The following is a 22,188-nucleotide window of genomic DNA, read 5'->3' on the forward strand; positions in this document are numbered from 1 at the left end:
GGAGCTGTTTATGATCTTCGGCCATATTGCCCATACGGCAGCAGAACACTACCCCCCGGCGATTGCCAAAGCCGTGGCCTATTTGCAGAACACCGACTTTACCATTCTGTCTGCCGGGCGTTATGAGGATCCGCAAACCGGTTATGTAGTGCAGGTGCTGGATCTTCACACGCAACATAAAGATGAGTTGCGCCCTGAAGTACACCGTAAAAATATCGACGTGCAGTTCCTGGTAAGCGGCACTGAATTAATAGGCGTTGCGGCAGACAGAGGAAATAACGTTATTCATCAGGAATTATTAGCGCAGCGTGACATTATTTTCTATCAGGACGTAGAAGACGAATCCTGGTTAACCATGCAGCCCGGTAATTTTGCGGTATTTTATCCGCAGGATATCCATCGCCCTGCCTGTATTAATCAAACGCCCTGCGATATCAGAAAGGTGGTAGTGAAAATACCGATAACATTACTTTCCAGCACGATGAATTAAAGACTGTCTCATAACGTGAATTTAGCCGTTTCATTGATTGCGATAATATCAGGTGAAAAATATGGAAAACACAACGCCGGGCTTTATTATTGGTGCTTATCCTTGCGCCCCTTCATTTCATCAGCTCGAACGTGAGAAGGAAGTTCAATTCTGGGGCCGGCTGGCTGAACTGCCGCTGATCCGTGGGCTGGAGCAGCCTTGCCTGGACGAACTGCATCCTTATGGTGACGATTTCTTGCTTAAGCAGATCCCCAGCCACTGGCAACTGGTGCTTACAGCAGTAATGGGGACCATGCAACGACGCGGCAGCGGGCGGGATTTTGGCCTCGCCGCCCGTAATGAGGAGGAGCGCCAGGCAGCGGTGGATTATATCCGTTCAATACATGACAAAGTTAAGCGCACCAACGATCGCGCCGGTCGCCAACAGGTGGTAGCCCTGGAGCTTCAATCGGCCCCCAACCGGCAGGAAAAAGACAGTGCCGCGGCGCGGCAGGCCTTCATTGCCTCGTTGGAAGACATTGCCGGTTGGCACTGGGAATGCGATTTGGTGATTGAGCACTGCGATGCGCTGACAGGGCCCATGCCACGCAAAGGTTTCCTGACGCTGGAAGATGAGATCATCGCGGCACAGGCGATTAACCGCCACTTTGGCGATACGCTAACCCTGGCCATCAACTGGGGCCGCTCTGCTATTGAGGGGCATAATGACCTCCTGCCTTTACAACAGGTGAAACAGTGTCAACAGGCAGGGTTATTAAGCGCCCTGATGTTCTCCGGCACCGCCAGCCACGGTGCTTATGGCGAATGGGAGGATACGCATGCGCCCTTTGCCCCATTCGATGGGAGCCATTATGTTTGCCATGAATCATTAATGACGCTGGACAGTGCTCGGCAATTATTTAATCAGGCTCCGCTGGCAGAATTAAACTATGCAGGTATCAAATTACTGTCCACCTCGGCACAAGAGAGTGTCGAACAAAGGATCGCTATTATCAAGGATGGTATCAACGCCCTGGCGTTAAGCAGTGGCCTAATCACAACACCAATAAGATAGAACATCAAATAATACCTATGAAACGGTAAACAATAATACGGATTTATTCCGAGCCCCCTACTTATGCGAAGGTATCAATAACATGAATACTGCTTCTGTTGCTGTTAGCCAAAGTCAGGCCATACCCAAATTACGCTGGCTGAGAATTGTGCCGCCTATTCTGATCACCTGCATTATTTCTTATATGGACCGCGTTAATATCGCCTTCGCCATGCCTGGCGGCATGGACGCCGAATTGGGGATCACCGCCTCCATGGCCGGCTTGGCGGGCGGCATCTTCTTCATCGGTTATCTGTTCCTGCAAGTGCCCGGCGGCAAGCTGGCGGTTAACGGTAACGGCAAAAAGTTTATTGGCTGGTCGCTGCTGGCCTGGGCGGTGATCTCGGTGCTGACCGGTTTGGTGACCAATCAATACCAACTGCTGTTCCTGCGCTTTGCCCTGGGTGTTTCAGAAGGCGGTATGCTACCGGTAGTGCTGACCATGATCAGCAACTGGTTCCCGGACAAGGAACGTGGCCGCGCCAATGCCATCGTGATCATGTTCGTGCCGATCGCCGGTATCCTCACCGCCCCGCTATCCGGCTGGATCATCACCGCCTGGGACTGGCGCATGCTGTTCCTGGTAGAAGGTGGTCTATCACTGGTGGTGATGGCGTTATGGTGTTTCACCATCAGCAACCGCCCACAGGAAGCCAAGTGGATCTCACAGGCTGAAAAAGACTACCTGATCAAAACCCTGCATGACGAACAGTTGCTGATCAAAGGCAAAACGGTGCGCAATGCTTCGCTGCGGCGCGTGCTGGGCGACCGGATCATGTGGCAACTGATCCTGGTTAACTTCTTCTACCAAACCGGGATCTACGGCTACACCCTGTGGCTGCCCACCATTCTGAAGGGCCTGACCAACGGCAATATGGAACAGGTGGGCTGGCTTGCCGTGCTGCCCTACATTGGCGCCATTCTCGGCATGCTGATCGTTTCCACCTTGTCCGATCGCACCGGTAAACGCAAAGTGTTCGTTGCCCTGCCGCTGGCCTGCTTTGCTATTTGCATGGCGCTTTCCGTACTGCTGAAAGATCACATCTGGTGGTCTTATGCCGCGTTAGTCGGTTGCGGCGTGTTTATTCAGGCGGCCGCAGGCGTGTTCTGGACTATTCCCCCCAAATTATTCAACGCTGAAGTGGCCGGTGGCGCACGCGGTGTGATCAATGCCTTGGGCAATCTTGGCGGTTTCTGCGGCCCCTATATGGTCGGCGTGCTGATCACTCTGTTCAACAAGGACGTTGGTGTTTATAGCCTGGCAGCCTCACTGGCGATCGCCGCAATGCTGGCGCTGATGTTGCCAAACAGGTGCGACCAGGTCGCCGGGAGCGAGCAATGAAATACTGGCTCGGGCTCGATTGCGGCGGCACCTTTATCAAGGCCGGATTGTATAACGCCGAAGGTAAAGAACTGGGCATTGCTCGCCGTAATTTGGCGATCGTCGCCCCACAGCCTGGCTGGGCGGAACGGGATATGCCCGCACTATGGCAAACCGCCGCCAGCGTGATCCGCGAGGTGTTGGAACATAACGATGTCGCCGCGGCAGCCGTTCACGGGCTGGGGATTTCGGCCCAGGGCAAAGGCGTGTTCCTGTTGGATAAACAGGGAAAACCGCTGGGTAACGCCATTCTGTCTTCCGATCAGCGGGCACTGGCACAGGTGATGGCCTGGCAACAAGCGGGCATGCCGCAAGCGCTGTACGAGCAGACTCGCCAGACGCTATGGACCGGCCATCCGGTTTCGTTGCTGCGCTGGATCAAGCAGCATCAACCCGAGCGCTACGTCCAGATCGGCAGCGTGCTGATGGCACATGATTATCTGCGCTATTGCCTGACGGGTGAACTGGCCGGTGAAGAAACCAATATCTCCGAATCCAACCTGTATCAGATGGAGCGCGGCTGTTATGACCCGGCACTGGCACAGTTGCTTGGCATCGACGAGATCGTGACAGCCCTACCGCCAATTGTCGGTTCTGCCGAGGTCGCCGGGCGCGTTAGTGCTGAAGCCGCGGCGCTCACCGGCTTGCCAATCGGCACCCCGGTGGTGGGCGGTTTGTTTGACGTGGTATCCACCGCACTCTGTGCCGGGCTGCAGGATGAAACCCGACTCAACGCGGTGATGGGCACCTGGTCGGTCACCAGTGGGATAACCGCAACGATCGCTTCCGACTCCGGCTATCCGTTCGTTTATGGCCGCCACGCCGAGCAAGGCAAATACATCGTCCACGAAGCCAGCCCTACCTCCGCTGCCAATCTGGAGTGGTTTTGCCAGCAATGGGACCTGCACGACTACGCGCAGCTCAACCGCTGGGTGGCAGACCTGCCCAAGGCTGGCAGCCAGTTGCTGTTTGCCCCCTTCCTTTATGGCTCCAACGCCGGGCTGGGATTGAGTGCCAGCTTCTACGGCATCCAGGCCTTCCATCAGCGCGAACATCTGGTCCAGGCGATTTTCGAGGGCGTGGTGTTCTGCCATATGACCCACCTGAACCGTATGCGGCAACGTTTCCCCCAGACCAAGGCACTGCGCGTCACCGGGGGGCCAGCTAAATCGGCCCCCTGGATGCAAATGTTTGCCGACGTCAGCGGCTTACCGGTCGAGCTGCCGCAGGTGGAAGAAACCGGCTGTCTGGGCGCGGCGATGGCCGCCATGGTGGGTACCGGCGCTTTTAGCGACTTTGCCGCCGCGCAGCGGGCATTGGCTCCACGCATCGAAACCGTTCTGCCAGATCCCGCTGCTCAGGATGTTTACCACCGCAAATACCAACGTTATCAGGCGCTGGTTGCCACGCTACAAACGCTGCAACACGGCGACTTTAAGGAGGCTTTATGACCATCAAACCGCGCCTGCAACTGGCTCTCGATCACACCCGGCTGGATGCCGCTCTGCAAACGGTCGACCGTTTGCATCCGTACGTCGACATCATCGAGGCAGGCACCATTTTATGCATCAGCGCCGGGATCCAGGCAGTGGGCGCCCTGCGTGAACGTTGCCCGCAACATACGCTGGTCGCCGATCTGAAGGTGGCCGATGCCGGAGCAACTCTGGCCGAACAGGCTTTTTCGCAGGGCGCCGACTGGATGACCGTGATATGTGCAGCTCCCCTAGCCACCATGGCTAGCGCGCTGGAGGTGGCCGAACGCTACCGGGGCGAAATCCAGATCGAACTGTTTGGCCGCTGGACGCTGGAAGATGCCAAAGCCTGGCGCGATCTGGGTATCAAACAGGCGATTTACCATCGTGGCCGCGATGCTCAGGCCAGCGGGCAAACCTGGGGTCAACAGGATCTGGACACCATGAAGGCGCTGTCCGATCTGGGGATTGAGCTTTCGGTTACCGGCGGGATCGTCCCGGCCGATTTGCCGCTGTTTAAAGACATCGCCGTGACGGCGTTTATTGCCGGGCGTGCGCTGGCCGAGGCTGCCGATCCGGTGGTGGCCGCACGTCAGTTTCATACCGCCATTGATGACATTTGGAGATCTTGATATGCGCCAGCATCCGTTGGGAATTTACGAAAAAGCGCTGCCGAAACACCTGAGCTGGCCAGAGCGGCTGGCATTGGCCAAGGCCTGCGGCTTTGATTTTGTCGAGATGTCGATCGATGAAAGTGATGAACGGCTGGCACGTCTGAGCTGGAGCAAAGAGCAGCGTCTTTCGCTGGTCAGCGCCATGTTGGAAACCGGCATCAGCATCCCCTCGATGTGCCTTTCCGGCCATCGCCGCTTCCCGTTCGGCAGCCATGACGAAGCCACGCGGCAACAGGCTTATCTGATCATGGAACAGGCTATCCAACTGGCCAAAGACGTTGGCATTCGCACCATTCAGTTGGCGGGTTATGACGTTTATTACGAGCAGCAGGACGAAGGAACTCTCGCCCGCTTTACCGAGGGTATGCAATGGGCGGTGGGACGTGCCGCTGCCGCACAGGTGATGCTGGCGGTCGAAATCATGGATACCGAATTCATGAGTTCCATCAGCAAGTGGAAAAGCTGGGACTCCCTACTGGCTTCCCCTTGGTTCACGGTATATCCAGACGTTGGCAACCTTAGCGCCTGGGGTAACGACGTCGCGCAAGAATTGCAGCTCGGCATTGACCGCATCGCTGCCATTCACCTCAAAGACACCTTCCCGGTCACTGAGACGTCACCGGGTCAGTTCCGCGATGTGCCATTCGGTGAAGGCTGTGTGGATTTTGTCGCCCTGTTCCGCACGCTGAACCAGCTCAACTATCGCGGCGCTTTCCTGATTGAGATGTGGACCGAAAAGGCCGACGAACCGGTTGCCGAGATCGTGCAAGCCCGCCGTTGGATTGAACAACAAATGCAGCAAGGAGGAATGACATGCTAACTCTGCCACAGCTTAAACAGCAGGTATTGGAGGCCAACCTCGACCTTCCGCGCCACAAGCTGGTGACCTTTACCTGGGGCAACGTCAGTGCCGTTGACCGTGAACGCGGATTGGTGGTGATCAAGCCTTCCGGCGTGGAATATGCGCATATGCAGGTGGAGGATATGGTGGTAGTCAATCTGGCCGATGGACAACGAGTTGAGGGTAACAAGAAGCCTTCTTCAGATACCGCTACCCATTTGGCGCTGTACCGCGAGTTTGCTGACATCGGCGGCATCGTGCATACCCATTCACGCCATGCCACTATCTGGGCACAGGCCGGGTTGGATATCCCTGCCTGGGGGACCACTCATGCCGACTATTTCTACGGCGCGATCCCTTGCACCCGGTTGATGACCGCAGACGAGATCGAGCACGATTATGAACTGGATACCGGCAAGGTGATTATTGAAACCTTCCGCCAGCGCGGCATCAGCCCAAGCGCCATTCCGGCGGTGCTGGTCAATGCCCATGGGCCGTTTGCCTGGGGTAAGGATGCGCATGACGCAGTGCACAACGCGGTCGTACTGGAAGAAATTGCTTATATGGGGATTTTTTCGCGGCAGTTGTCGCCGGGGATTGGCAACATGCAGCAGGTGCTGTTGGATAAGCATTACCTGCGCAAGCACGGCAAGAACGCCTATTACGGCCAATAGCATCCCCTCACCCCAACCCTCTCCCACAGGGAGAGGGAGCTGTTAGCCCCTGCGCTTTTGGAAGTAAAGAGGTCATCTCAGCAAACTCGATCGCTCCTCCTTCAAAGTGAATGACTACCATTTCAAACACACTCGATCGGTCCTCATTCAAAGTGGGTTAATACCATTTCAAACACACTCGATCGGTCCTCATTCAAAGTGGGTTACTACCATTTCAAACACACTCGATCGGTCCTCATTCAAAGTGAGTTACTACCATTTCAAACACACTCGATCGGTCCTCATTCAAAGTGAGTTACTACACTTTCAGCCCAACTCGATCGGTCCCCTCTCCCTGTGGGAGAGGGTTAGGGTGAGGGGTCAGTTCGATAAAAAATGCCAGCCACTGAGAAGTGGCTGGCATTGTGTTTTTCCTACAGTGATATTACAGCGCGCGCAGGATCGCTTCCACGCTGGCCTTGGCATCGCCAAACAGCATCTGGGTGTTCTCTTTAAAGAACAGCGGGTTCTGCACACCGGCATAGCCGGTATTCATCGAGCGTTTGAACGCGATAACGTTTTGCGCTTTCCACACTTCCAGCACCGGCATACCAGCAATTGGGCTGCGCGGATCTTCCAACGCCGCCGGGTTCACCGTGTCGTTGGCACCAATGACCAGGACGGTATCGGTGTCCGGGAAGTCATCGTTGATTTCGTCCATTTCCAGCACCACATCGTACGGCACACGGGCTTCCGCCAGCAGCACGTTCATGTGGCCCGGTAAACGCCCCGCCACCGGGTGAATACCAAAGCGCACCTTGATGCCACGCGCACGCAGCTTCTCGGTGATTTCCGCTACCGGATACTGCGCCTGCGCCACCGCCATGCCGTAGCCTGGGGTGATGATCACCGAGGTGGAGTTACGCAGCTGTTCAGCCACTTCTTCCGCCGTGGTTTCGCGGTATTCGCCCATTTCTTCTGCGTCGCCGGTTGAGGAACCATCGGTACCAAAACCACCGGCAATCACGCTGATAAACGAACGGTTCATCGCCTTACACATGATGTACGACAGGATCGCACCGGAAGAACCGACCAGCGCACCGGTCACGATCAGCAGGTCGTTGCTCAGCATAAAGCCTGCCGCCGCCGCTGCCCAACCGGAGTAGGAGTTCAGCATTGATACCACCACCGGCATGTCAGCCCCACCGATTGATGCAACCAGATGCCAGCCGAAGCCAAGAGCAATCACGGTCATGATCAACAGTGCGAACACTTCCCAACCAACGCTGTTGGTACGCACGAACAGCACCATCAGCAGGAAGGAAACCACCAGGGCAGCCAGGTTCAGCTTGTGACGGTTAGGCAACATCAGCGGCTTGGAAGAGATAATGCCGCGCAGTTTGCCAAAGGCCACGATAGAACCGGTAAAGGTCACCGCACCGATGAAGATGCCGAGGAACACTTCGGTAAGATGGATATTTTCCATCACCGGTTCCATGGCGACCGTGCCATGATCCAGGTAGCTGTTGAAGCCAACCAGCACCGCAGCCAGACCCACGAAGCTGTGCAGCACCGCCACCAGTTCCGGCATTTCGGTCATTTCGACCTTCTTGGCCAGATACACGCCAATGGAACCACCGATGATCATCGCGATAATGATCCAGCCCACGTTACCGGAATCCGGCCCGAGGATGGTGGCGATCAGCGCGATCGCCATCCCGGCCACGCCGAACAGGTTACCCTGCTTGGACGTTTCATGGCGCGAAAGACCGGCCAGGCTGAAAATAAACAGAATAGCGGCAACAATGTATGCAGCTGTAACTAATCCACCAGACATTTTTGCTACCCCTTAGTTTTTGCGGAACATCTTCAGCATGCGCTGAGTGACGGTGAATCCACCAAAAATGTTGATGCTGGCGATCAGTACCGCGACAAAGGAGAGGAAACTCACCCAGCCGCCATGACCAATCTGCAACAACGCACCGACCACGATAATCCCTGAGATCGCGTTGGTGACCGACATCAACGGGGTATGCAATGCATGGCTGACGTTCCAGACCACGTAGTAACCTACCACGCAGGCCAGCGCAAACACGGTAAAGTGAGACAGGAATTCTTTCGGTGCCGAATTGGCAAACCAACCGAACAGGATGATCGCCAGTGCGATCAGACCGTATTTCACCATTGGTGAGGTTGGTTTCTTTTCAACTTTCTCGATTGGCGCGGCGGCAGCCTGCTTAGGCTGGGCGGAGACCTGGATCGGCGGTGCTGGCCAGGTAACTTCGCCATCGCGAACTACGGTCACGCAGCGGATCACGGTGTCTTCGAAATCGATATTGATTTCGCCGTTTTTCTCTTTCGACAACAGCTTCAGCAGGTTCACCAGGTTGGTGCCGTATAGCTGTGAGGACTGCGTCGGCAAGCGGCTTGGCAGATCGGTATAACCGATAATCTTCACGCCGTTTTCGGTAACGGTCACCTGATCGGCCACGGTCAGCTCACAGTTGCCACCGGTTTGCGCGGCCAGATCGACAATCACGCTGCCCGGCTTCATGGAAGCCACCATCTCTTTGGTAATAAGCTTTGGTGCCGGGCGGCCAGGGATCAGCGCCGTGGTGACGATAATGTCCACTTCCTCTGCCTGAGCGGCAAACAGCGCCATTTCCGCTTTGATAAAGGCTTCAGACATCACTTTGGCATAGCCATCGCCGCTGCCTGCTTCTTCCTCAAAGTCCAGCTCGAGGAATTCTGCGCCCATACTCTGCACTTGCTCTTTCACTTCCGGGCGGGTGTCGAAGGCGCGAACGATCGCCCCCAGGCTACCAGCCGCACCGATAGCGGCCAAGCCAGCAACCCCAGCACCAATGATCATCACTTTGGCCGGGGGAACTTTACCGGCGGCGGTGATCTGGCCGGTGAAGAAACGCCCGAATTCGTGCGCCGCCTCAACGATAGCGCGATAACCGGCGATATTGGCCATTGAGCTCAGAGCATCCATGGACTGCGCACGTGAAATACGTGGCACGGAATCCATGGCCATAGCGGTCACGTTGCGGGCCGCCAGCTTCGCCATCAATTCTGGGTTTTGTGCCGGCCAGATAAAGCTGACTAACGTACTGCCTTCACGCATTAACGCAATTTCTTCCTCAAGAGGTGCGTTAACCTTCAGGATCAGATCCGATTGCCACACATCGGCTGTATCGGTAATTGTCGCCCCTGCGGCTTGATAAGCTGCATCTTCAAAGCTTGCCAGTTTTCCCGCCGCGCTTTCGATCGCGACGGTAAAGCCCAGTTTCAGCAGTTGTTCTACCGTTTTCGGCGTTGCTGCAACTCGGGCTTCATTGGCCAACCGTTCTCTTGGTACACCAATACGCATAATGTTCCCTTCTCACCTGTTCTGATGATGTTTATTATCGTGTTACCCATAGCGATAGCACCGGCTGGCAAGTTTTTTATCAGCCTTGCCTGTCAGCAAATTAAGGTGCCACCTATAACCTACTGAAAATGTGATCGATGATCCATAATTGCTTACGTTTACCCGTCAGTTTTTACATAAAAATGCAGCTAAGGCTATGACAAATCTCAAATCTGGATGCAAAAACTGCCTGGAAGGCCCTTTTCAACGCACTATTGTGCAGAACCCGCCCTAAGCCATTTCCTGTCAGCCGCGGACAGCGAGCATAAAAGTTATAAAATTGTGAATAATTAACATTAATGAGATTAAACGCTTTATTATTGAAACTTATAACCTGTTGGCTCAATGTGGCTCATCTAGTGTGGCTCGGCTTTGTCGCATCGCATCACATAAAATGCTGAGACACCTGCCAAGGTTACATGGCATAATCTGCGGCTGAATTACACCTAAACTGTTCAGCACGTTATAAACGTTACTGCGCTTGGCGAAAGGATTTTTTATGAAGCTGAAGACCACGATCATCGCATCAGCCTTGTTATCACTTACTGCGCTGTCTGTGCATGCCGCGCAAGAGTTAACTCCTGAGAAAGCAGCGGCCATCAAGCCGTTTGATCGCATCACCATTACCGGCCGTTTTATTGCCATCAACGAAGCTGCCGATGCCGTATCCCGCCGTGCAGATAAAATGGGGGCCGATGCCTTCTATATCCAGGACATCAACAACAGCAACAATGGCGGCAACTGGCGCGTCACCGCAGACGTCTATCATAAAGATGCCCCAGAAGTCAGCAAAGAGACCAAATACCGCGTGATTAACGGCGTGAAAGAACTGCCGAAAGACGAAGCCTTCCTGCTTGAGCCTTACGATACCGTCACCGTCAGCGGCTTCTACCGCAGCCAGCCAGACATCAACGACGCCATCTCCAAAGCCGCACAGAAGAAAGGCGCTGCCTCGTTCTTTATCGTGCGTCAGGTGGATGCCAACCAGGGCGGCAACCAGTTCATCACCGCTTACATCTATAAAGCCGATGCGCCGAAGCGTGTGGTGCAGAGCCCGGATGCCGTACCTGCCGATTCTGAAGCCGGTAAAGCCATGTTGGCTGCTGGTGGTGCAGAAGCCGCCAAGGTCGAGATCCCTGGCGTTGCCTCTTCCGGCTCGCCAGCCCGCGACGTTGGCCGCTTCTTCGAAACTCAAACCTCTACCGGCCAGCGTTACACTGTAACCTTGCCGAACGGCACAAAAATTCAGGAAGTGAATAACGTCACCGCCGCGCAGATGGTGCCGTTTGATTCCGTGACCTTTACCGGCCACTTCAACAGCATGACCGACGTCTCTACCGAAGTGGCGAAACGTGCCGCAGAGAAAGGCGCCAAGTACTACCATGTGACCCGCCAGTGGCAGAACAAGAGCGGCGGCAACCTGACCGTCAGCGCAGATCTGTTCAAATAATCCCAGCTGTCACCTTGATCGAAGGGCTGCCACCGTGCAGCCTTTTTTTATGCCGCTGCTGAATAAGTTTTTATCCATTGCGCATAACCAATCATTGCATCTGCAAGCATCTCCCCTTAGAATTTGCGCCAATTTTTAGCTTCATTACCTGCCCTTGCGGTAATTGCCATGACGTTATGGCTGGCCTGCACGGAACGCATAGTTGTTTATTCTGTCTCGGGATCCATCATTGGAAAGAAAACTTGGTCTTACCGCGTTAACCGCCTTGGTGCTCAGCTCAATGCTGGGCGCAGGCGTCTTTAGCCTGCCGCAGAATATGGCCGAGGTTGCCAGCCCGGCGGCCTTGCTGATTGGTTGGGCCATCACCGGCGTCGGCATTCTGTTCCTGGCGTTTGCCATGCTGTTACTGACCCGCCTGCGCCCCGACCTGGATGGTGGCATCTTCACCTACGCCAAAGAAGGCTTTGGCGAACTGGTGGGCTTCTGCTCTGCGTGGGGTTACTGGCTGTGTGCGGTGATCGCCAACGTTTCTTATCTGGTGATCGTGTTTGCTGCACTAAGCCTGTTTACAGACCGCAGCGGCACGGTGATCCTGGGCGATGGCAACACCTGGCAGGCGTTGATCGCCGAATCCTTGTTGCTGTGGATCGTCCACGCCTTGGTATTGCGCGGCGTGCAAACGGCGGCCAGTATCAATCTGGTAGCCACCCTCGCCAAGTTGCTGCCGCTCGGCCTGTTTGCCGTGCTGGCCGCTATCGCGTTCCGCATGGATACCTTCACGCTGGATTTCCACGGCGTTGCTCTTGGTACGCCAGTTTGGCAGCAGGTTAAAGACACCATGCTGATCACCCTGTGGGTGTTTATCGGTGTTGAAGGAGCCGTAGTAGTTTCCGCCCGCGCCAGGCAGAAAAAGGACGTTGGCCGCGCCACCATGCAGGCCGTGATTTCCGCTTTAGCGGTGTATCTGGTGATCACCCTGCTGTCGCTCGGCGTGGTGCCACGCAGTGAGCTGGCTGAAATGCGCAACCCGTCAATGGCGGTGCTAATGGTTGACCTGATCGGCCCTTGGGGTGATGTGATCATCGCCACTGGCCTGATCGTTTCGGTTTGCGGGGCCTACCTGAGCTGGACCATCATGGCGGCCGAAGTGCCTCTGCTGGCCGCTCAACACGGCGCATTCCCCAAAATTTTCCGCAAGCAAAACCAGAACCACGCCCCGTCAGCCTCTTTGTGGTTGACCAATGGTGCGGTGCAAATTGCGCTGGTAATTATCTGGCTGACCGGCAGCAACTACAATTCGCTGCTGACCATCGCTTCCGAGATGATCCTGGTGCCGTATTTCCTGGTGGGAGCCTTCCTGTTCAAGGTGGCCCGTCAGCGGCAGGATAAGCGGCTGATTTTCGCCGCCAGCGGTGCCTGCCTGTATGGGCTGTGGCTACTCTATGCTTCAGGTCTGATGCACCTGTTGATGTCGGTGCTGCTGTATGCACCTGGCTTGCTGGTGTTTATGTATGCCCGCAGTGGACATCAGGAGGTGAAATTGCTCAACCGACTAGAGAAAGGCACCGTTATGCTGCTGTTGGCTGCAACCCTCCCGGCCGGATGGTTTATGTTGCATTGATCGACTCCATTAACCGGGTGACCTCACCCGGTTAATTGCCAGGCACCGGTTGGGCGTTAATGGTGATCCTCTCACCCACCTGCGTCACTAGCACTGATTCGCCGCACTTTTTCTCAATGGCGTCCAACTGCTCCGCCGCCAGCGGATACGGCAGTTGAATATCAAACACCACCAAACGCTGCTGCCGAGCCAGATCGATCAGGCGAATAATATTGACCTCATCGCTGACCTGCGTCGAAACCACCTGTAACGCCAACTCTTTCAACTGATCCTGACGCGAGCGTGAGTCTGCCACGCGCGATTTCACGACCATGCCAAAAATGGGCATCACACCATAGATTGCATCTATAAAGCGCCACTGCTTCTTGCAGGAAGCAGATAAAAAATGGGTGTAGTCAAAACAGACTCTCTCACTGCGCGCGACGAATGCAAGATGATCGTTGTTCATCTTCGTTACCCTTCTGGTGGCCAGTGCTGAAATGTTATCGATGGCAAGCGTTATCCGCTTTCTGACGTATAATGGCATAATTACCTTAATGTTTGCCAGTTTGCTCAGGAGCTTTACTCGATGGTCTCTCACAACTCGGCCCCTGTGCTGATCACCGGCGGTGCCCGCAGAATTGGGCTGGCTCTGGCCAAGTCGTTCTTACAACGGGGCGTTCCGGTCATTATTGCCTATCGCAGTGAATACCCGGCGTTAGCCGAACTCCAAGACCTTGGTGCGATCTGCCTGCAGGGTGACTTCTCTGCCCACGAAGGGATCTATCGTTTTGCCGATCAGGTGAAACAGGTCGCCCCAAAGCTGCGTGCCGTGATCCATAACGCCAGTGCCTGGTTGGCAGAATCGGCCGATACTCCGCCGGAACAGGTGATGGCTTCGATGCTCCAGATCCACGTTTACACGCCCTACCTGCTAAACCAACTGCTGGAACCCTGCCTGCTTGGCCAAGGGCAAGCCGGTGCCGATATCATCCACCTGACGGATTATGTGGTGGAGAAAGGCAGCGACAAGCACATTGCCTATGCCGCCAGTAAGGCCGCGCTGGATAATATGACCCGTTCCTTTGCCCGTAAACTGGCCCCCGAAGTCAAAGTGAATGCTATTGCCCCGGCGCTGATCATGTTCAACACCGGTGATGATGAAGCCTATCGTCAGCAGGCACTGACCAAATCCCTGATGCAGATTGCCCCAGGGGAAAGCGAAGTGGTCAATCTGGTGGATTATCTGATGGGCAGCCGCTACGTCACCGGGCGCACTCACGGCGTGGATGGCGGACGACCGCTGCGCTGAATAATGGGCATGGCGCAACACCGAGCAGCGCGCTATGCTGGATGCCGTTTTTCCTATAAAACCACCCTATTATGACTAAAATTGTTTTTGTAGAAGACGATCCTGAGGTTGGCAAACTGATTGCCGCCTATCTGGGCAAACATGACATCGACGTCATCATCGAACCCCGTGGCGATACGGCACAGGCCTGTATTGAGCGGGAACAACCAGACCTGGTGCTGTTGGATATCATGCTGCCCGGCAAGGACGGCATGACGCTGTGCCGCGATCTGCGCCCGGTTTATCCCGGCCCGATCGTGTTGCTCACCTCGCTGGACAGCGATATGAATCACATCCTGTCATTGGAAATGGGTGCGCATGACTACATCCTGAAAACCACGCCGCCTGCGGTGCTGCTGGCTCGCCTGCGTTTACACCTGCGCCAACACGGTGGCAACCAGCCAAAAGAAGAGCAAACGCAGAACATCACCCAACATAATGCCGTGCATTTTGGTTTGTTGTGCATCGATCCGGTCAACCGCCAGGTGACGCTGGGGGAAGAGATCGTCACCCTCTCCACTTCAGATTTCGATCTGCTGTGGGAGCTGGCCACCCATGCCGGGCAAATCATGGCCCGTGAAGCGTTGCTGCAAAACCTGCGCGGTGTCAGCTACGACGGTATGGATCGCAGCATCGATGTGGCCATCTCACGCCTGCGCCGCAAACTGTATGATAATGCCCTGGAGCCGTTTCGCATCAAGACCGTGCGCAACAAGGGCTATCTGTTTGCCCCCAACGCCTGGGCATCGGTGCAACAATGAGAAAATTGTTCGTGCAGTTCTTTTTACTGCTGTTCGTCTGCTTTCTGGTAATGGCGATGCTGGTTGGACTGGTTTACAAGGTCACCGCCGAACGCGCCGGGCGCCAATCGATGGACGACCTGATGAAGAGTTCGCTGTATCTGATGCGCAGCGAACTGCGGGAGATCCCGCTAAAAGACTGGAACAAAACCATCGCCACCCTGGATCTAAACTTATCGTTCAAACTGCATATCGAGCCGCTCGGTAAGCAGAACCTGAATGAAGATCTCACCAAGCGTCTGCACATGGGAGAGATTATTGCGCTGGACGATCGCTACACCTTTATGCAGCGCATTCCCCGAAGCCACTACGTGCTGGTCGTTGGCCCCATCCCTTATCTGTTTTATCTGCACCAGATGCGCATCCTGGATTTGGTGCTGCTGATTTTTATCGGCTTGTCGCTGGCCCTGCCGGTGTTCCTGTGGATGCGCCCGCATTGGCAGGACTTGCTGAAACTGGAAAATGCCGCCCAACGCCTGGGGGCCGGGCATCTCGATGAACGTACACACTTTGTACCCACCTCGAGCCTTTACCGGCTTGGCGTTGCCTTTAATCAGATGGCCGATAACGTCAACACGCTGATCGTCAGTAAAAAACAGCTGATTGACGGTATTGCCCATGAGCTACGGACTCCACTGGTACGCCTGCGCTATCGGTTGGCCATGAGCGATAACCTGACCGACGGCGAGCAGCAGGCGTTGAATCGGGATATCGGCCAGCTAGAATCCCTGATCGACGAGCTATTGACCTATGCGCGTCTGGATCGACCTCAGGTAGCCTTGAATATTGAACCTATCGATTTACCCGGCTGGCTACAGGATAAGGTTGCCGATATCCAGTTGATCCACCCAGAGCGCGACATTGAGCTGAACATCCCGCATGTCGGTGACTTTGGCGGTGTCGATCTGCGGCTGATGGAACGCGTGTTAGACAACCTGGTCAACAATGGCCTGCGCTATAGCGAACGGCGTTTACGCGTCGGCCTGTGGTTTGACGGTGACGCCGCATGCTTGCAGGTGGAAGACGATGGCCCTGGCATTCCGCCAGAAGAGCGCGAACGGGTATTCGAGCCCTTCGTCCGCCTCGATCCCAGCCGCGATCGCGCTACCGGCGGCTGCGGGCTTGGGTTGGCGATCGTGCATTCCATCGCCGTGGCTTATCAAGGCCAGGTCTTTGTGGAGGCCAGCTCTTTGGGCGGCGCCAGTTTCCGCTTCTGCTGGCCGATTAAACCCCCTTTAGATACCAAAACAGAGCCGGCATAACGATCCGGCCCCGTTGGCTCAACGGATCCACTATGGAGTTGAACAAATGACATCTGCATCATCCACTACGGCCTACGGCCAACTTCGCGCCCTATTCACCCGCCTTTCGCGTTTTGACCACCTCTCGGCCATCAGCGGCTGGGATATGCAAACCATGATGCCGCCGGGGGGCAACAAGGCGCGTTCCGAAGCCCTGGCGGAATTGAGCGTGTTGAAGCATCAAATCCTGACGGCACAGAAAACGGGTGAACTGCTCGACCGCGCGCAACAAGAAGCGCTAGATGAATTTGACCGTGCCAACCTGCTCGAAATGCGCCGCCAGTATGACAATGCCGTGCTGGTGCCAGAAGCGCTGGTCGAAGCCAAATCCCTTGCCGGTGCGCGCTGCGAACATGCCTGGCGAGCACAACGCCCGGCCAACGACTGGGAAGGTTTTAGCGATAACCTACGCCAGGTGGTCAAGCTAAGCCGTGAAGAGGCGCAGATCCGCGCACAGGCAGCGGGCGTCAGCCGTTATGATGCGTTGCTCAATCTGTATGAGCCTGGCATGCGCAGCAGCGATCTGGACCGTATCTTTGGCGATCTGAAAACCTGGTTGCCCGACCTATTGCAAAAGGTGGTCGCCAAACAGCAACAGGAGACTTGCCTGATCCCGCAAGGTCCGTTCGATGTCGACACCCAGCGTAAGCTGAGCCTGAGCGTGATGAAACTGCTCGGCTTTGACTTCGACGGCGGCCGGGTTGACGTTAGTGCTCATCCGTTCTGCGGCGGCGTGCCGGAAGATGTGCGTATCACCACTCGCTACAACGAGAAAGAGTTCCTTACCGCGCTGCTTGGCATCGTGCATGAAACCGGCCACGCCCGTTATGAACAAAACCTGCCCCGTGAGTGGCTGGGCCAGCCAGTAGCGCAAGCTCGGTCGACGGCGATCCACGAATCACAAAGCCTGTTCTTTGAAATGCAGCTGGCTCGCGGTAGTGACTTCCTGAAAGTCCTGCGGCCGCTGATCGTCAATCAGTTTGGTGAACAAGCGGCCCTGGAAGAGAGCAACTTTATTCGCCTTAATCAGCGGGTGAAGCCGGGTCTAATCCGCGTCGATGCCGACGAGGTCAGCTACCCTGCCCATGTGATATTACGCTATGAAATCGAGCGTGCATTGATTGAGGGCGAGATCGAGGTAGAGGACATTCCAGCGCTGTGGAATGAGAAGATGCACAGCTACCTTGGCCTGGATACCGTGGGCGATTATCGCAACGGCTGTATGCAGGACATCCACTGGACGGACGGTGCCTTTGGTTACTTCCCAACTTACACCTTGGGTGCCATGTATGCGGCCCAACTGTTCGACAGTGCACGTAGCGCAATGCCCAAGCTGAGCGAAGATATTGCTGCCGGTAATTTAACCGAGCTATTCCATTGGTTACAGCAAAATATCTGGCGTCATGCCAGCCGTTATCCTACCGATACATTGATCACCAACGCCACGGGTAAGACGTTAGACCCAAGCTATTTCCGCCGGCATCTGGAAAGCCGTTACCTGTAATCTCCGCCTCCTCCGTACGTTAAGGTGTTGCTGTTATAACTTAACGTACGGATTTGCAAAATAGAGTCCACATGACCTTAACCATCAGTGTGTTACTTGAAAATCGCCTGGCTGCCGGAGCGGATAAAGCGTTAATCGCCAAAGCAGGGTTGAGCCTGTTAGTGCAGGATGAATCGGACAGCGTGCTTTTTGATACCGGGCCGGACGGCAGTTTTTTACAGAATGCTGCACAAATGGGGATTAACCTCGACAGCCTGACCGCTGCCGTGCTCTCTCATGGCCATTACGATCACAGTGGTGGCGTACCTTGGTTGCCCGATAACAGCAGAATAATTTGCCATCCCGGCGTGCAAGACGTGCGCTATGCCGCCGTTAATCTTCTGGGCCGGATAAAGAAAATCAAACGGTTATCGCCGGAAGTGGATTACTCGCGCCACGCCATGGAGCTGACCAGAACCCCAATGCAAATAAGTGAGCGGTTCCTTTGGTCCGGTGAAATCGAGGTGCCTGCCCCCAAAGCCTACGGCATTATTGAAAATGCGCAACAATCCCCTGATTACATCGCCGATGAAGGTGTGCTGATTTATAAATCCGATCGAGGCCTGATAATCATCACTGGCTGCGGCCACCGGGGAATAATCAATATTGTACGGCACTGCCAGAAGATCACCGGTATCGATAAGATCCACGCGCTGATTGGCGGCTTTCACCTGAGATATGCCTCACCGCTGCGATTATTGCAGGTACAGCGTTTTCTCAAACAAATCAAACCTGAGAAAGTGATGGGCTGCCATTGCACTGGCTCTTGGGGGCAGCTGTGGTTACCTAATACGATTAGCCCGGCGACGGGGGATAGGATTACGTTAGCGTAATCCTCTAGCTAGGATCGGAAAGGCGTAATTCCTCTTTACTATCCGAACCGTTAATGATTGATTAAAACTTCGATGATACACTGTATCAGAGGCGAGTTAGGCGGCGAATACTAAGGAGGAGTAACTATGACATGGAGTTACTATTTAAAAAATATATTGTGGGGATTGTTTTATACAAGTGCCGTATACGGTGCATGGTACAAAAACCCAGAAAGCGAGAGATTAACCCTCATCCTCATTCTATCCGTTATTAGCTGCGTCCTTACCCCGTTCGCAAAAAAGTTGATTGAAATAGTAGTATTGAGATATTCCACTAAAGAATTTTGGCAACAGGATTTTTTTGTAAGCTCTGTCGGCGGGAGTGTGCAAGTGATCTATGATTTATTCTGTCTTATTTTTTCCATACCTTTAGCAGCCCTTTACTTATTTATGCATATATTCAAAGCTCTAAGGCATAAACCTTAGAGCTTTGCATTTTAAATGCCAATTAATTTATTCACTTTTTCCATTAAAGAATCATCGATAAAAGCACTAACCAATGTCATTATAATGGCATAGCCTAACACTCCTAATGGAGAGCCAAGAATAACACTAAAAGCAAAAGCAGTTAGCGCCGTTGCAGCCCTTCCTGCGGCTAAAGATTCCAACTGAACAAAAACTGGTCGCCAATTATTACTATCAAGCGCTTTCTCTATTTCTTTCACGGTATCGTAACCAACTATTGTCCAACCAACATAGTTAAAAGCCTTACTAAACTTGGCTAAGCTTTTGGCCATCTGATCACGATTAAGCGACTCAAGCGCTTTGGCTATCGCCTCACGATCTTTAACACTGAATTTTTTATTTAGTACATCCTTATACTTATTAAAGGCTCTCAGTGCTTCATCTACACTGCGGATCTGCTTGCCTTTAGCCGCATCCGCCAACTCTTGTGCAACTTTAGCCGACTGCTCACCAAATCTACCGGTTAATTCCGTATAAAAATTAGCCGTGTACTTGACTGCATCCTTAACACGGTCTTCTTCGGCCTTGGTTTCTGCCTCTTGTTTAGCTTTAGTGTTAGCCTGTTTCTGAGTTTGTACATCCGCCAGCGTTTTTCTGGCGTTATTGAGTCCGTTCTCCGCGTTAGCTTTGTCTCTTATTGCCTGTTCAAGGCGGTTTGCTGCGCGATTGGCCGATTCTCTAGCGGCATTCATCTGGCTTATTGCGGTATCACGCTCACTCGCCAAATTTGAGATCAAATCCATCGCACCATCAAACTCTGCCCACCACGCCTCTTTGCCATAATCAACCTCGGAGTTCCATTTAATAAAGTTATCCAACAGATCACTGTGTCTTTTCCTTTTAGACTCAGCCTGAGCTGCTTTATACTCATAGTCGCGGGAAAGATTTTCAGCATTCGCCTTGTCATTGGCGGCTTGATTAATACGATTATTCGCATCATTCAACGCATTTTGTGCGGTTTTTTCGTTTTGACGTGCATCACTTTCAGTACGTAATAGACCTGTTTCGGTAGTAAGGTCTAAATCTTTAAGCCGATTGACTTCATTTTCTTTTTGGCGCTGTTCGTTTTCCAGTTGTTCCAACCTGTTTTTTACAGCATCGATATCCGTTTGAATATTTTTGACCTGATCTCGCGCTTTGCCCATTTTCTTTCTGTTTAATGATTGCTGTTCCCTAACCCAGGGAGTGGGCTTCTCTCTCGAATAGAACCAATTTTCATTGTTGAGCTTCAAGTATTCTTGTTGCACTCGCCTTTTGTTAGCTTCATGGCGCAGCACGGTTAAGCGTTCCTTACTAACTTTAAGTTTACTGATAATGGCGTTAAGGTTAGCTTTTTCTAATATCGTCTGATTGTTTTTCGCTAACTGGCCGTTTAACTCATCAATATCCTGTTGCATTTCCTTAATTTGATTATCAAGGTCTTTGACCTTGTTCGCTGCAAACTCAATAGCCTTATCGGAGTCTTGGCGGAAACTTTCTTTGGCTTCATTACTGAATGGGACAACATCATCATCTTCCGGATCAAAAGCGCTTATCGGTTTATTGATATCGGAAATCTTCTGATCCCACAGATGCGTAATGTTACTAATTTCTTTTTGCCTCTCCGGTAAGCGATTACCAGACCATGCTTCAACCACCATGTTGCCATCTGACAGATCAAACCCACGCTGCCAGCCATGACCATTCCAGTAATACCCCATTGAAGTCAAAACATCGCGTTCGTACTGTGTTGTATCTTCATATCGAGCCATCATTAAATTTCCTTTTCAAATAATAGACGGATTTCAGTGATATCAACCGTATATAAATACGGCCTTATCCACCTTATGGCGCCTCTTTTTGCTCGTCAATATGAATAGAAATCATTCTCATTTATATGCGTACCACTACGCAAAAAAAGATATTCATCAAACTGGTGACAAATTGGCAATGTTGCTGAATTAGCCCTTAACAACCAGCTATGTTCCATAGTGCACGCCCTTCCCCAGAGCACCGGGGCTGCAGGTTGCTGGCTTACAACACCCATAATGTATGTTGTAACTAAAGAGAGATAAAAAAGACCAATAAAATCCTCCTGACCTACCGTTCCACAAGTTCAGCACTCGTACATTAGGTTACACGCCGAAACCAATCACTCACGGAAAGTAATCCTCGGTTTGCATAAGATTATTTCAACGGCCCCGCAGTGGGGTTACAAACCAACAGATAGTTGAGGATCTACCGATGAAAAAAGTATTAGCTCTGGTTGTTGCCGCTGCAATGGGCTTGTCATCTATCGCTTTCGCCGCTGAGGCCGCCGCTCCTGCTGCTGCACCAGCCGCCACTACCCAAGCCGCACCAGCGAAAACCACCCACGTGAAAAAACATCACGCCAAGAAAACGACCGAGCAAAAAGCTCAGGCAGCCAAGAAGCATCACAATGCCAACGGTAAAAAAGCCCCGGCCCAGAAAGCTCAAGCAGCTAAAAAACATCACAAAAAATCCAGCAACAAAGCAGCAACTCCGGCAGCCTGATAGTCAACCGGCGTGAGGCACCCCTCACCTGTTTTGATAAGAGTTGTCAACACCCGGTTCGCCGGGTGTTTTTTCATCGGGGGTTGTCTATGCTGCGTCGCTATCGGTTCGAAATCATCCTTGGCACCCTGATCGTTTGCGGGCTCATCGCCAGCTTTTTTTATCTGTAATCTCCGATTTTTCTCAGGAAATTATCGGAAAATCAATCACCGACCATCTACACCGCGGCTAAATCAGTCTATAGTTAGCATTCAGTGTGTCTATGGATGATCC

20 protein-coding genes are annotated in these 22,188 nt (G+C 53.4%); 16 read left to right on the forward strand and 4 right to left on the reverse strand.

Going from position 1 to position 22,188, the window contains the following annotated elements:
* The first annotated feature begins 10 nt into the window (after positions 1–10).
* The 7 genes from KGP16_RS13650 (at position 11) to araD (ending at position 6,625) form a co-directional block, all read left to right on the forward strand.
* On the forward strand, positions 11–490 hold the full coding sequence (locus KGP16_RS13650) for a YhcH/YjgK/YiaL family protein (RefSeq protein ID WP_223499853.1): 480 nt from the start codon (positions 11–13) through the stop codon (positions 488–490).
* A gap of 61 nt (positions 491–551) precedes the next feature.
* Entirely contained in the window at positions 552–1,544 is a 993-nt protein-coding gene (locus tag KGP16_RS13655; protein WP_223499854.1) for a DUF4862 family protein, read from the forward strand.
* Positions 1,545–1,626: 82 nt separating this feature from the next.
* A complete protein-coding gene (locus KGP16_RS13660) occupies positions 1,627–2,925 on the forward strand; it encodes an MFS transporter (RefSeq protein WP_223499855.1) in 1,299 nt (432 codons plus the stop codon).
* Positions 2,922–4,415 (forward strand): FGGY-family carbohydrate kinase, encoded by a 1,494-nt coding sequence (locus KGP16_RS13665; protein ID WP_223499856.1) that lies wholly within the window; start codon positions 2,922–2,924, stop codon positions 4,413–4,415. Before KGP16_RS13660 ends, KGP16_RS13665 begins: the two co-directional genes overlap by 4 nt.
* Positions 4,412–5,068: a 3-keto-L-gulonate-6-phosphate decarboxylase UlaD gene (gene ulaD, locus KGP16_RS13670; protein ID WP_223499857.1), complete on the forward strand. Its 657-nt coding sequence runs from the start codon at positions 4,412–4,414 to the stop codon at positions 5,066–5,068. Before KGP16_RS13665 ends, ulaD begins: the two co-directional genes overlap by 4 nt.
* Before the next feature lies 1 nt (position 5,069).
* Complete coding sequence (locus tag KGP16_RS13675) at positions 5,070–5,930, forward strand: L-ribulose-5-phosphate 3-epimerase (protein ID WP_223499858.1); 861 nt, start codon at positions 5,070–5,072, stop codon at positions 5,928–5,930.
* Positions 5,924–6,625: an L-ribulose-5-phosphate 4-epimerase gene (gene araD / locus KGP16_RS13680; protein ID WP_223499859.1), complete on the forward strand. Its 702-nt coding sequence runs from the start codon at positions 5,924–5,926 to the stop codon at positions 6,623–6,625. The genes KGP16_RS13675 and araD overlap by 7 nt, the downstream gene beginning before the upstream one ends.
* A gap of 424 nt (positions 6,626–7,049) precedes the next feature.
* Here araD and pntB read toward each other — a convergent pair whose 3' ends face one another.
* Together pntB and pntA are read right to left on the reverse strand one after the other, a co-directional pair.
* Positions 7,050–8,441, reverse strand: a complete 1,392-nt coding sequence (gene pntB, locus KGP16_RS13685; RefSeq protein WP_021177867.1) for a Re/Si-specific NAD(P)(+) transhydrogenase subunit beta — start codon at positions 8,439–8,441, stop codon at positions 7,050–7,052.
* A 12-nt stretch (positions 8,442–8,453) separates the two neighbouring features.
* Positions 8,454–9,980, reverse strand: a complete 1,527-nt coding sequence (pntA, locus tag KGP16_RS13690; protein WP_223499860.1) for a Re/Si-specific NAD(P)(+) transhydrogenase subunit alpha — start codon at positions 9,978–9,980, stop codon at positions 8,454–8,456.
* 538 nt (positions 9,981–10,518) lie between these two features.
* Here pntA and ydgH point away from each other — a divergent pair.
* Positions 10,519–11,469 (forward strand): DUF1471 family protein YdgH, encoded by a 951-nt coding sequence (gene ydgH, locus KGP16_RS13695; protein ID WP_021177865.1) that lies wholly within the window; start codon positions 10,519–10,521, stop codon positions 11,467–11,469.
* Positions 11,470–11,698: 229 nt separating this feature from the next.
* The gene (locus KGP16_RS13700; RefSeq protein WP_223499861.1) at positions 11,699–13,090 is read left to right on the forward strand and encodes an amino acid permease; all 1,392 of its coding nucleotides are present in this window, start codon (positions 11,699–11,701) and stop codon (positions 13,088–13,090) included.
* Positions 13,091–13,121: 31 nt separating this feature from the next.
* Here the strand turns inward: KGP16_RS13700 and KGP16_RS13705 are convergent, their stop codons facing one another.
* Positions 13,122–13,538 carry a hypothetical protein gene (locus KGP16_RS13705; protein ID WP_059200902.1) on the reverse strand — a complete coding sequence of 139 codons (417 nt, stop codon included), beginning with the start codon at positions 13,536–13,538 and terminating at the stop codon, positions 13,122–13,124.
* A gap of 120 nt (positions 13,539–13,658) precedes the next feature.
* On the opposite strand from KGP16_RS13705, the gene folM reads away from it, so the two are divergent.
* The 6 genes from folM to KGP16_RS27685 all read left to right on the forward strand — a co-directional run bounded on the left by folM (position 13,659) and on the right by KGP16_RS27685 (position 19,362).
* The gene (folM, locus tag KGP16_RS13710; RefSeq protein ID WP_218519300.1) at positions 13,659–14,381 is read left to right on the forward strand and encodes a dihydromonapterin reductase; all 723 of its coding nucleotides are present in this window, start codon (positions 13,659–13,661) and stop codon (positions 14,379–14,381) included.
* Between the two features lie 71 nt (positions 14,382–14,452).
* On the forward strand, positions 14,453–15,181 hold the full coding sequence (gene rstA / locus KGP16_RS13715; protein ID WP_021806502.1) for a two-component system response regulator RstA: 729 nt from the start codon (positions 14,453–14,455) through the stop codon (positions 15,179–15,181).
* A complete protein-coding gene (rstB, locus tag KGP16_RS13720) occupies positions 15,178–16,482 on the forward strand; it encodes a two-component system sensor histidine kinase RstB (protein WP_021806503.1) in 1,305 nt (434 codons plus the stop codon). Before rstA ends, rstB begins: the two co-directional genes overlap by 4 nt.
* A gap of 46 nt (positions 16,483–16,528) precedes the next feature.
* The gene (locus KGP16_RS13725) at positions 16,529–18,025 is read left to right on the forward strand and encodes a carboxypeptidase M32 (protein WP_094981297.1); all 1,497 of its coding nucleotides are present in this window, start codon (positions 16,529–16,531) and stop codon (positions 18,023–18,025) included.
* 71 nt (positions 18,026–18,096) lie between these two features.
* Positions 18,097–18,897, forward strand: coding sequence for an MBL fold metallo-hydrolase (locus KGP16_RS13730; RefSeq protein WP_223499862.1), 801 nt, complete (start codon positions 18,097–18,099; stop codon positions 18,895–18,897).
* A 126-nt stretch (positions 18,898–19,023) separates the two neighbouring features.
* A complete protein-coding gene (locus KGP16_RS27685; RefSeq protein ID WP_094981299.1) occupies positions 19,024–19,362 on the forward strand; it encodes a colicin E1 family microcin immunity protein in 339 nt (112 codons plus the stop codon).
* Positions 19,363–19,373: 11 nt separating this feature from the next.
* Here KGP16_RS27685 and KGP16_RS13740 read toward each other — a convergent pair whose 3' ends face one another.
* Positions 19,374–21,155, reverse strand: a complete 1,782-nt coding sequence (locus tag KGP16_RS13740) for a colicin-like pore-forming protein (protein ID WP_223499863.1) — start codon at positions 21,153–21,155, stop codon at positions 19,374–19,376.
* Positions 21,156–21,624: 469 nt separating this feature from the next.
* Between KGP16_RS13740 and asr the strand changes: the two genes are divergently transcribed.
* The gene (gene asr / locus KGP16_RS13745) at positions 21,625–21,915 is read left to right on the forward strand and encodes an acid resistance repetitive basic protein Asr (protein WP_021806510.1); all 291 of its coding nucleotides are present in this window, start codon (positions 21,625–21,627) and stop codon (positions 21,913–21,915) included.
* The last annotated feature ends 273 nt before the right edge of the window (positions 21,916–22,188 follow it).

This window comes from Serratia sp. JSRIV006 (assembly GCF_019968685.1).
GTDB lineage: Bacteria > Pseudomonadota > Gammaproteobacteria > Enterobacterales > Enterobacteriaceae > Chania > Chania fonticola_B.

Bases quoted from the DNA above. Each gene is read 5' to 3' on its own strand.
- KGP16_RS13650 (WP_223499853.1), top strand. From the start codon at position 11: ATGATCTTCGGCCATATTGCCCATACGGCAGCAGAACACTACCCCCCG.
- KGP16_RS13655 (WP_223499854.1), top strand. From the start codon at position 552: ATGGAAAACACAACGCCGGGCTTTATTATTGGTGCTTATCCTTGCGCC.
- KGP16_RS13660 (WP_223499855.1), top strand. From the start codon at position 1,627: ATGAATACTGCTTCTGTTGCTGTTAGCCAAAGTCAGGCCATACCCAAA.
- KGP16_RS13665 (WP_223499856.1), top strand. From the start codon at position 2,922: ATGAAATACTGGCTCGGGCTCGATTGCGGCGGCACCTTTATCAAGGCC.
- ulaD (WP_223499857.1), top strand. From the start codon at position 4,412: ATGACCATCAAACCGCGCCTGCAACTGGCTCTCGATCACACCCGGCTG.
- KGP16_RS13675 (WP_223499858.1), top strand. From the start codon at position 5,070: ATGCGCCAGCATCCGTTGGGAATTTACGAAAAAGCGCTGCCGAAACAC.
- araD (WP_223499859.1), top strand. From the start codon at position 5,924: ATGCTAACTCTGCCACAGCTTAAACAGCAGGTATTGGAGGCCAACCTC.
- pntB (WP_021177867.1), bottom strand. From the start codon at position 8,441: ATGTCTGGTGGATTAGTTACAGCTGCATACATTGTTGCCGCTATTCTG.
- pntA (WP_223499860.1), bottom strand. From the start codon at position 9,980: ATGCGTATTGGTGTACCAAGAGAACGGTTGGCCAATGAAGCCCGAGTT.
- ydgH (WP_021177865.1), top strand. From the start codon at position 10,519: ATGAAGCTGAAGACCACGATCATCGCATCAGCCTTGTTATCACTTACT.
- KGP16_RS13705 (WP_059200902.1), bottom strand. From the start codon at position 13,538: ATGAACAACGATCATCTTGCATTCGTCGCGCGCAGTGAGAGAGTCTGT.
- folM (WP_218519300.1), top strand. From the start codon at position 13,659: ATGGTCTCTCACAACTCGGCCCCTGTGCTGATCACCGGCGGTGCCCGC.
- rstA (WP_021806502.1), top strand. From the start codon at position 14,453: ATGACTAAAATTGTTTTTGTAGAAGACGATCCTGAGGTTGGCAAACTG.
- rstB (WP_021806503.1), top strand. From the start codon at position 15,178: ATGAGAAAATTGTTCGTGCAGTTCTTTTTACTGCTGTTCGTCTGCTTT.
- KGP16_RS13725 (WP_094981297.1), top strand. From the start codon at position 16,529: ATGACATCTGCATCATCCACTACGGCCTACGGCCAACTTCGCGCCCTA.
- KGP16_RS13730 (WP_223499862.1), top strand. From the start codon at position 18,097: ATGACCTTAACCATCAGTGTGTTACTTGAAAATCGCCTGGCTGCCGGA.
- KGP16_RS27685 (WP_094981299.1), top strand. From the start codon at position 19,024: ATGACATGGAGTTACTATTTAAAAAATATATTGTGGGGATTGTTTTAT.
- KGP16_RS13740 (WP_223499863.1), bottom strand. From the start codon at position 21,155: ATGATGGCTCGATATGAAGATACAACACAGTACGAACGCGATGTTTTG.
- asr (WP_021806510.1), top strand. From the start codon at position 21,625: ATGAAAAAAGTATTAGCTCTGGTTGTTGCCGCTGCAATGGGCTTGTCA.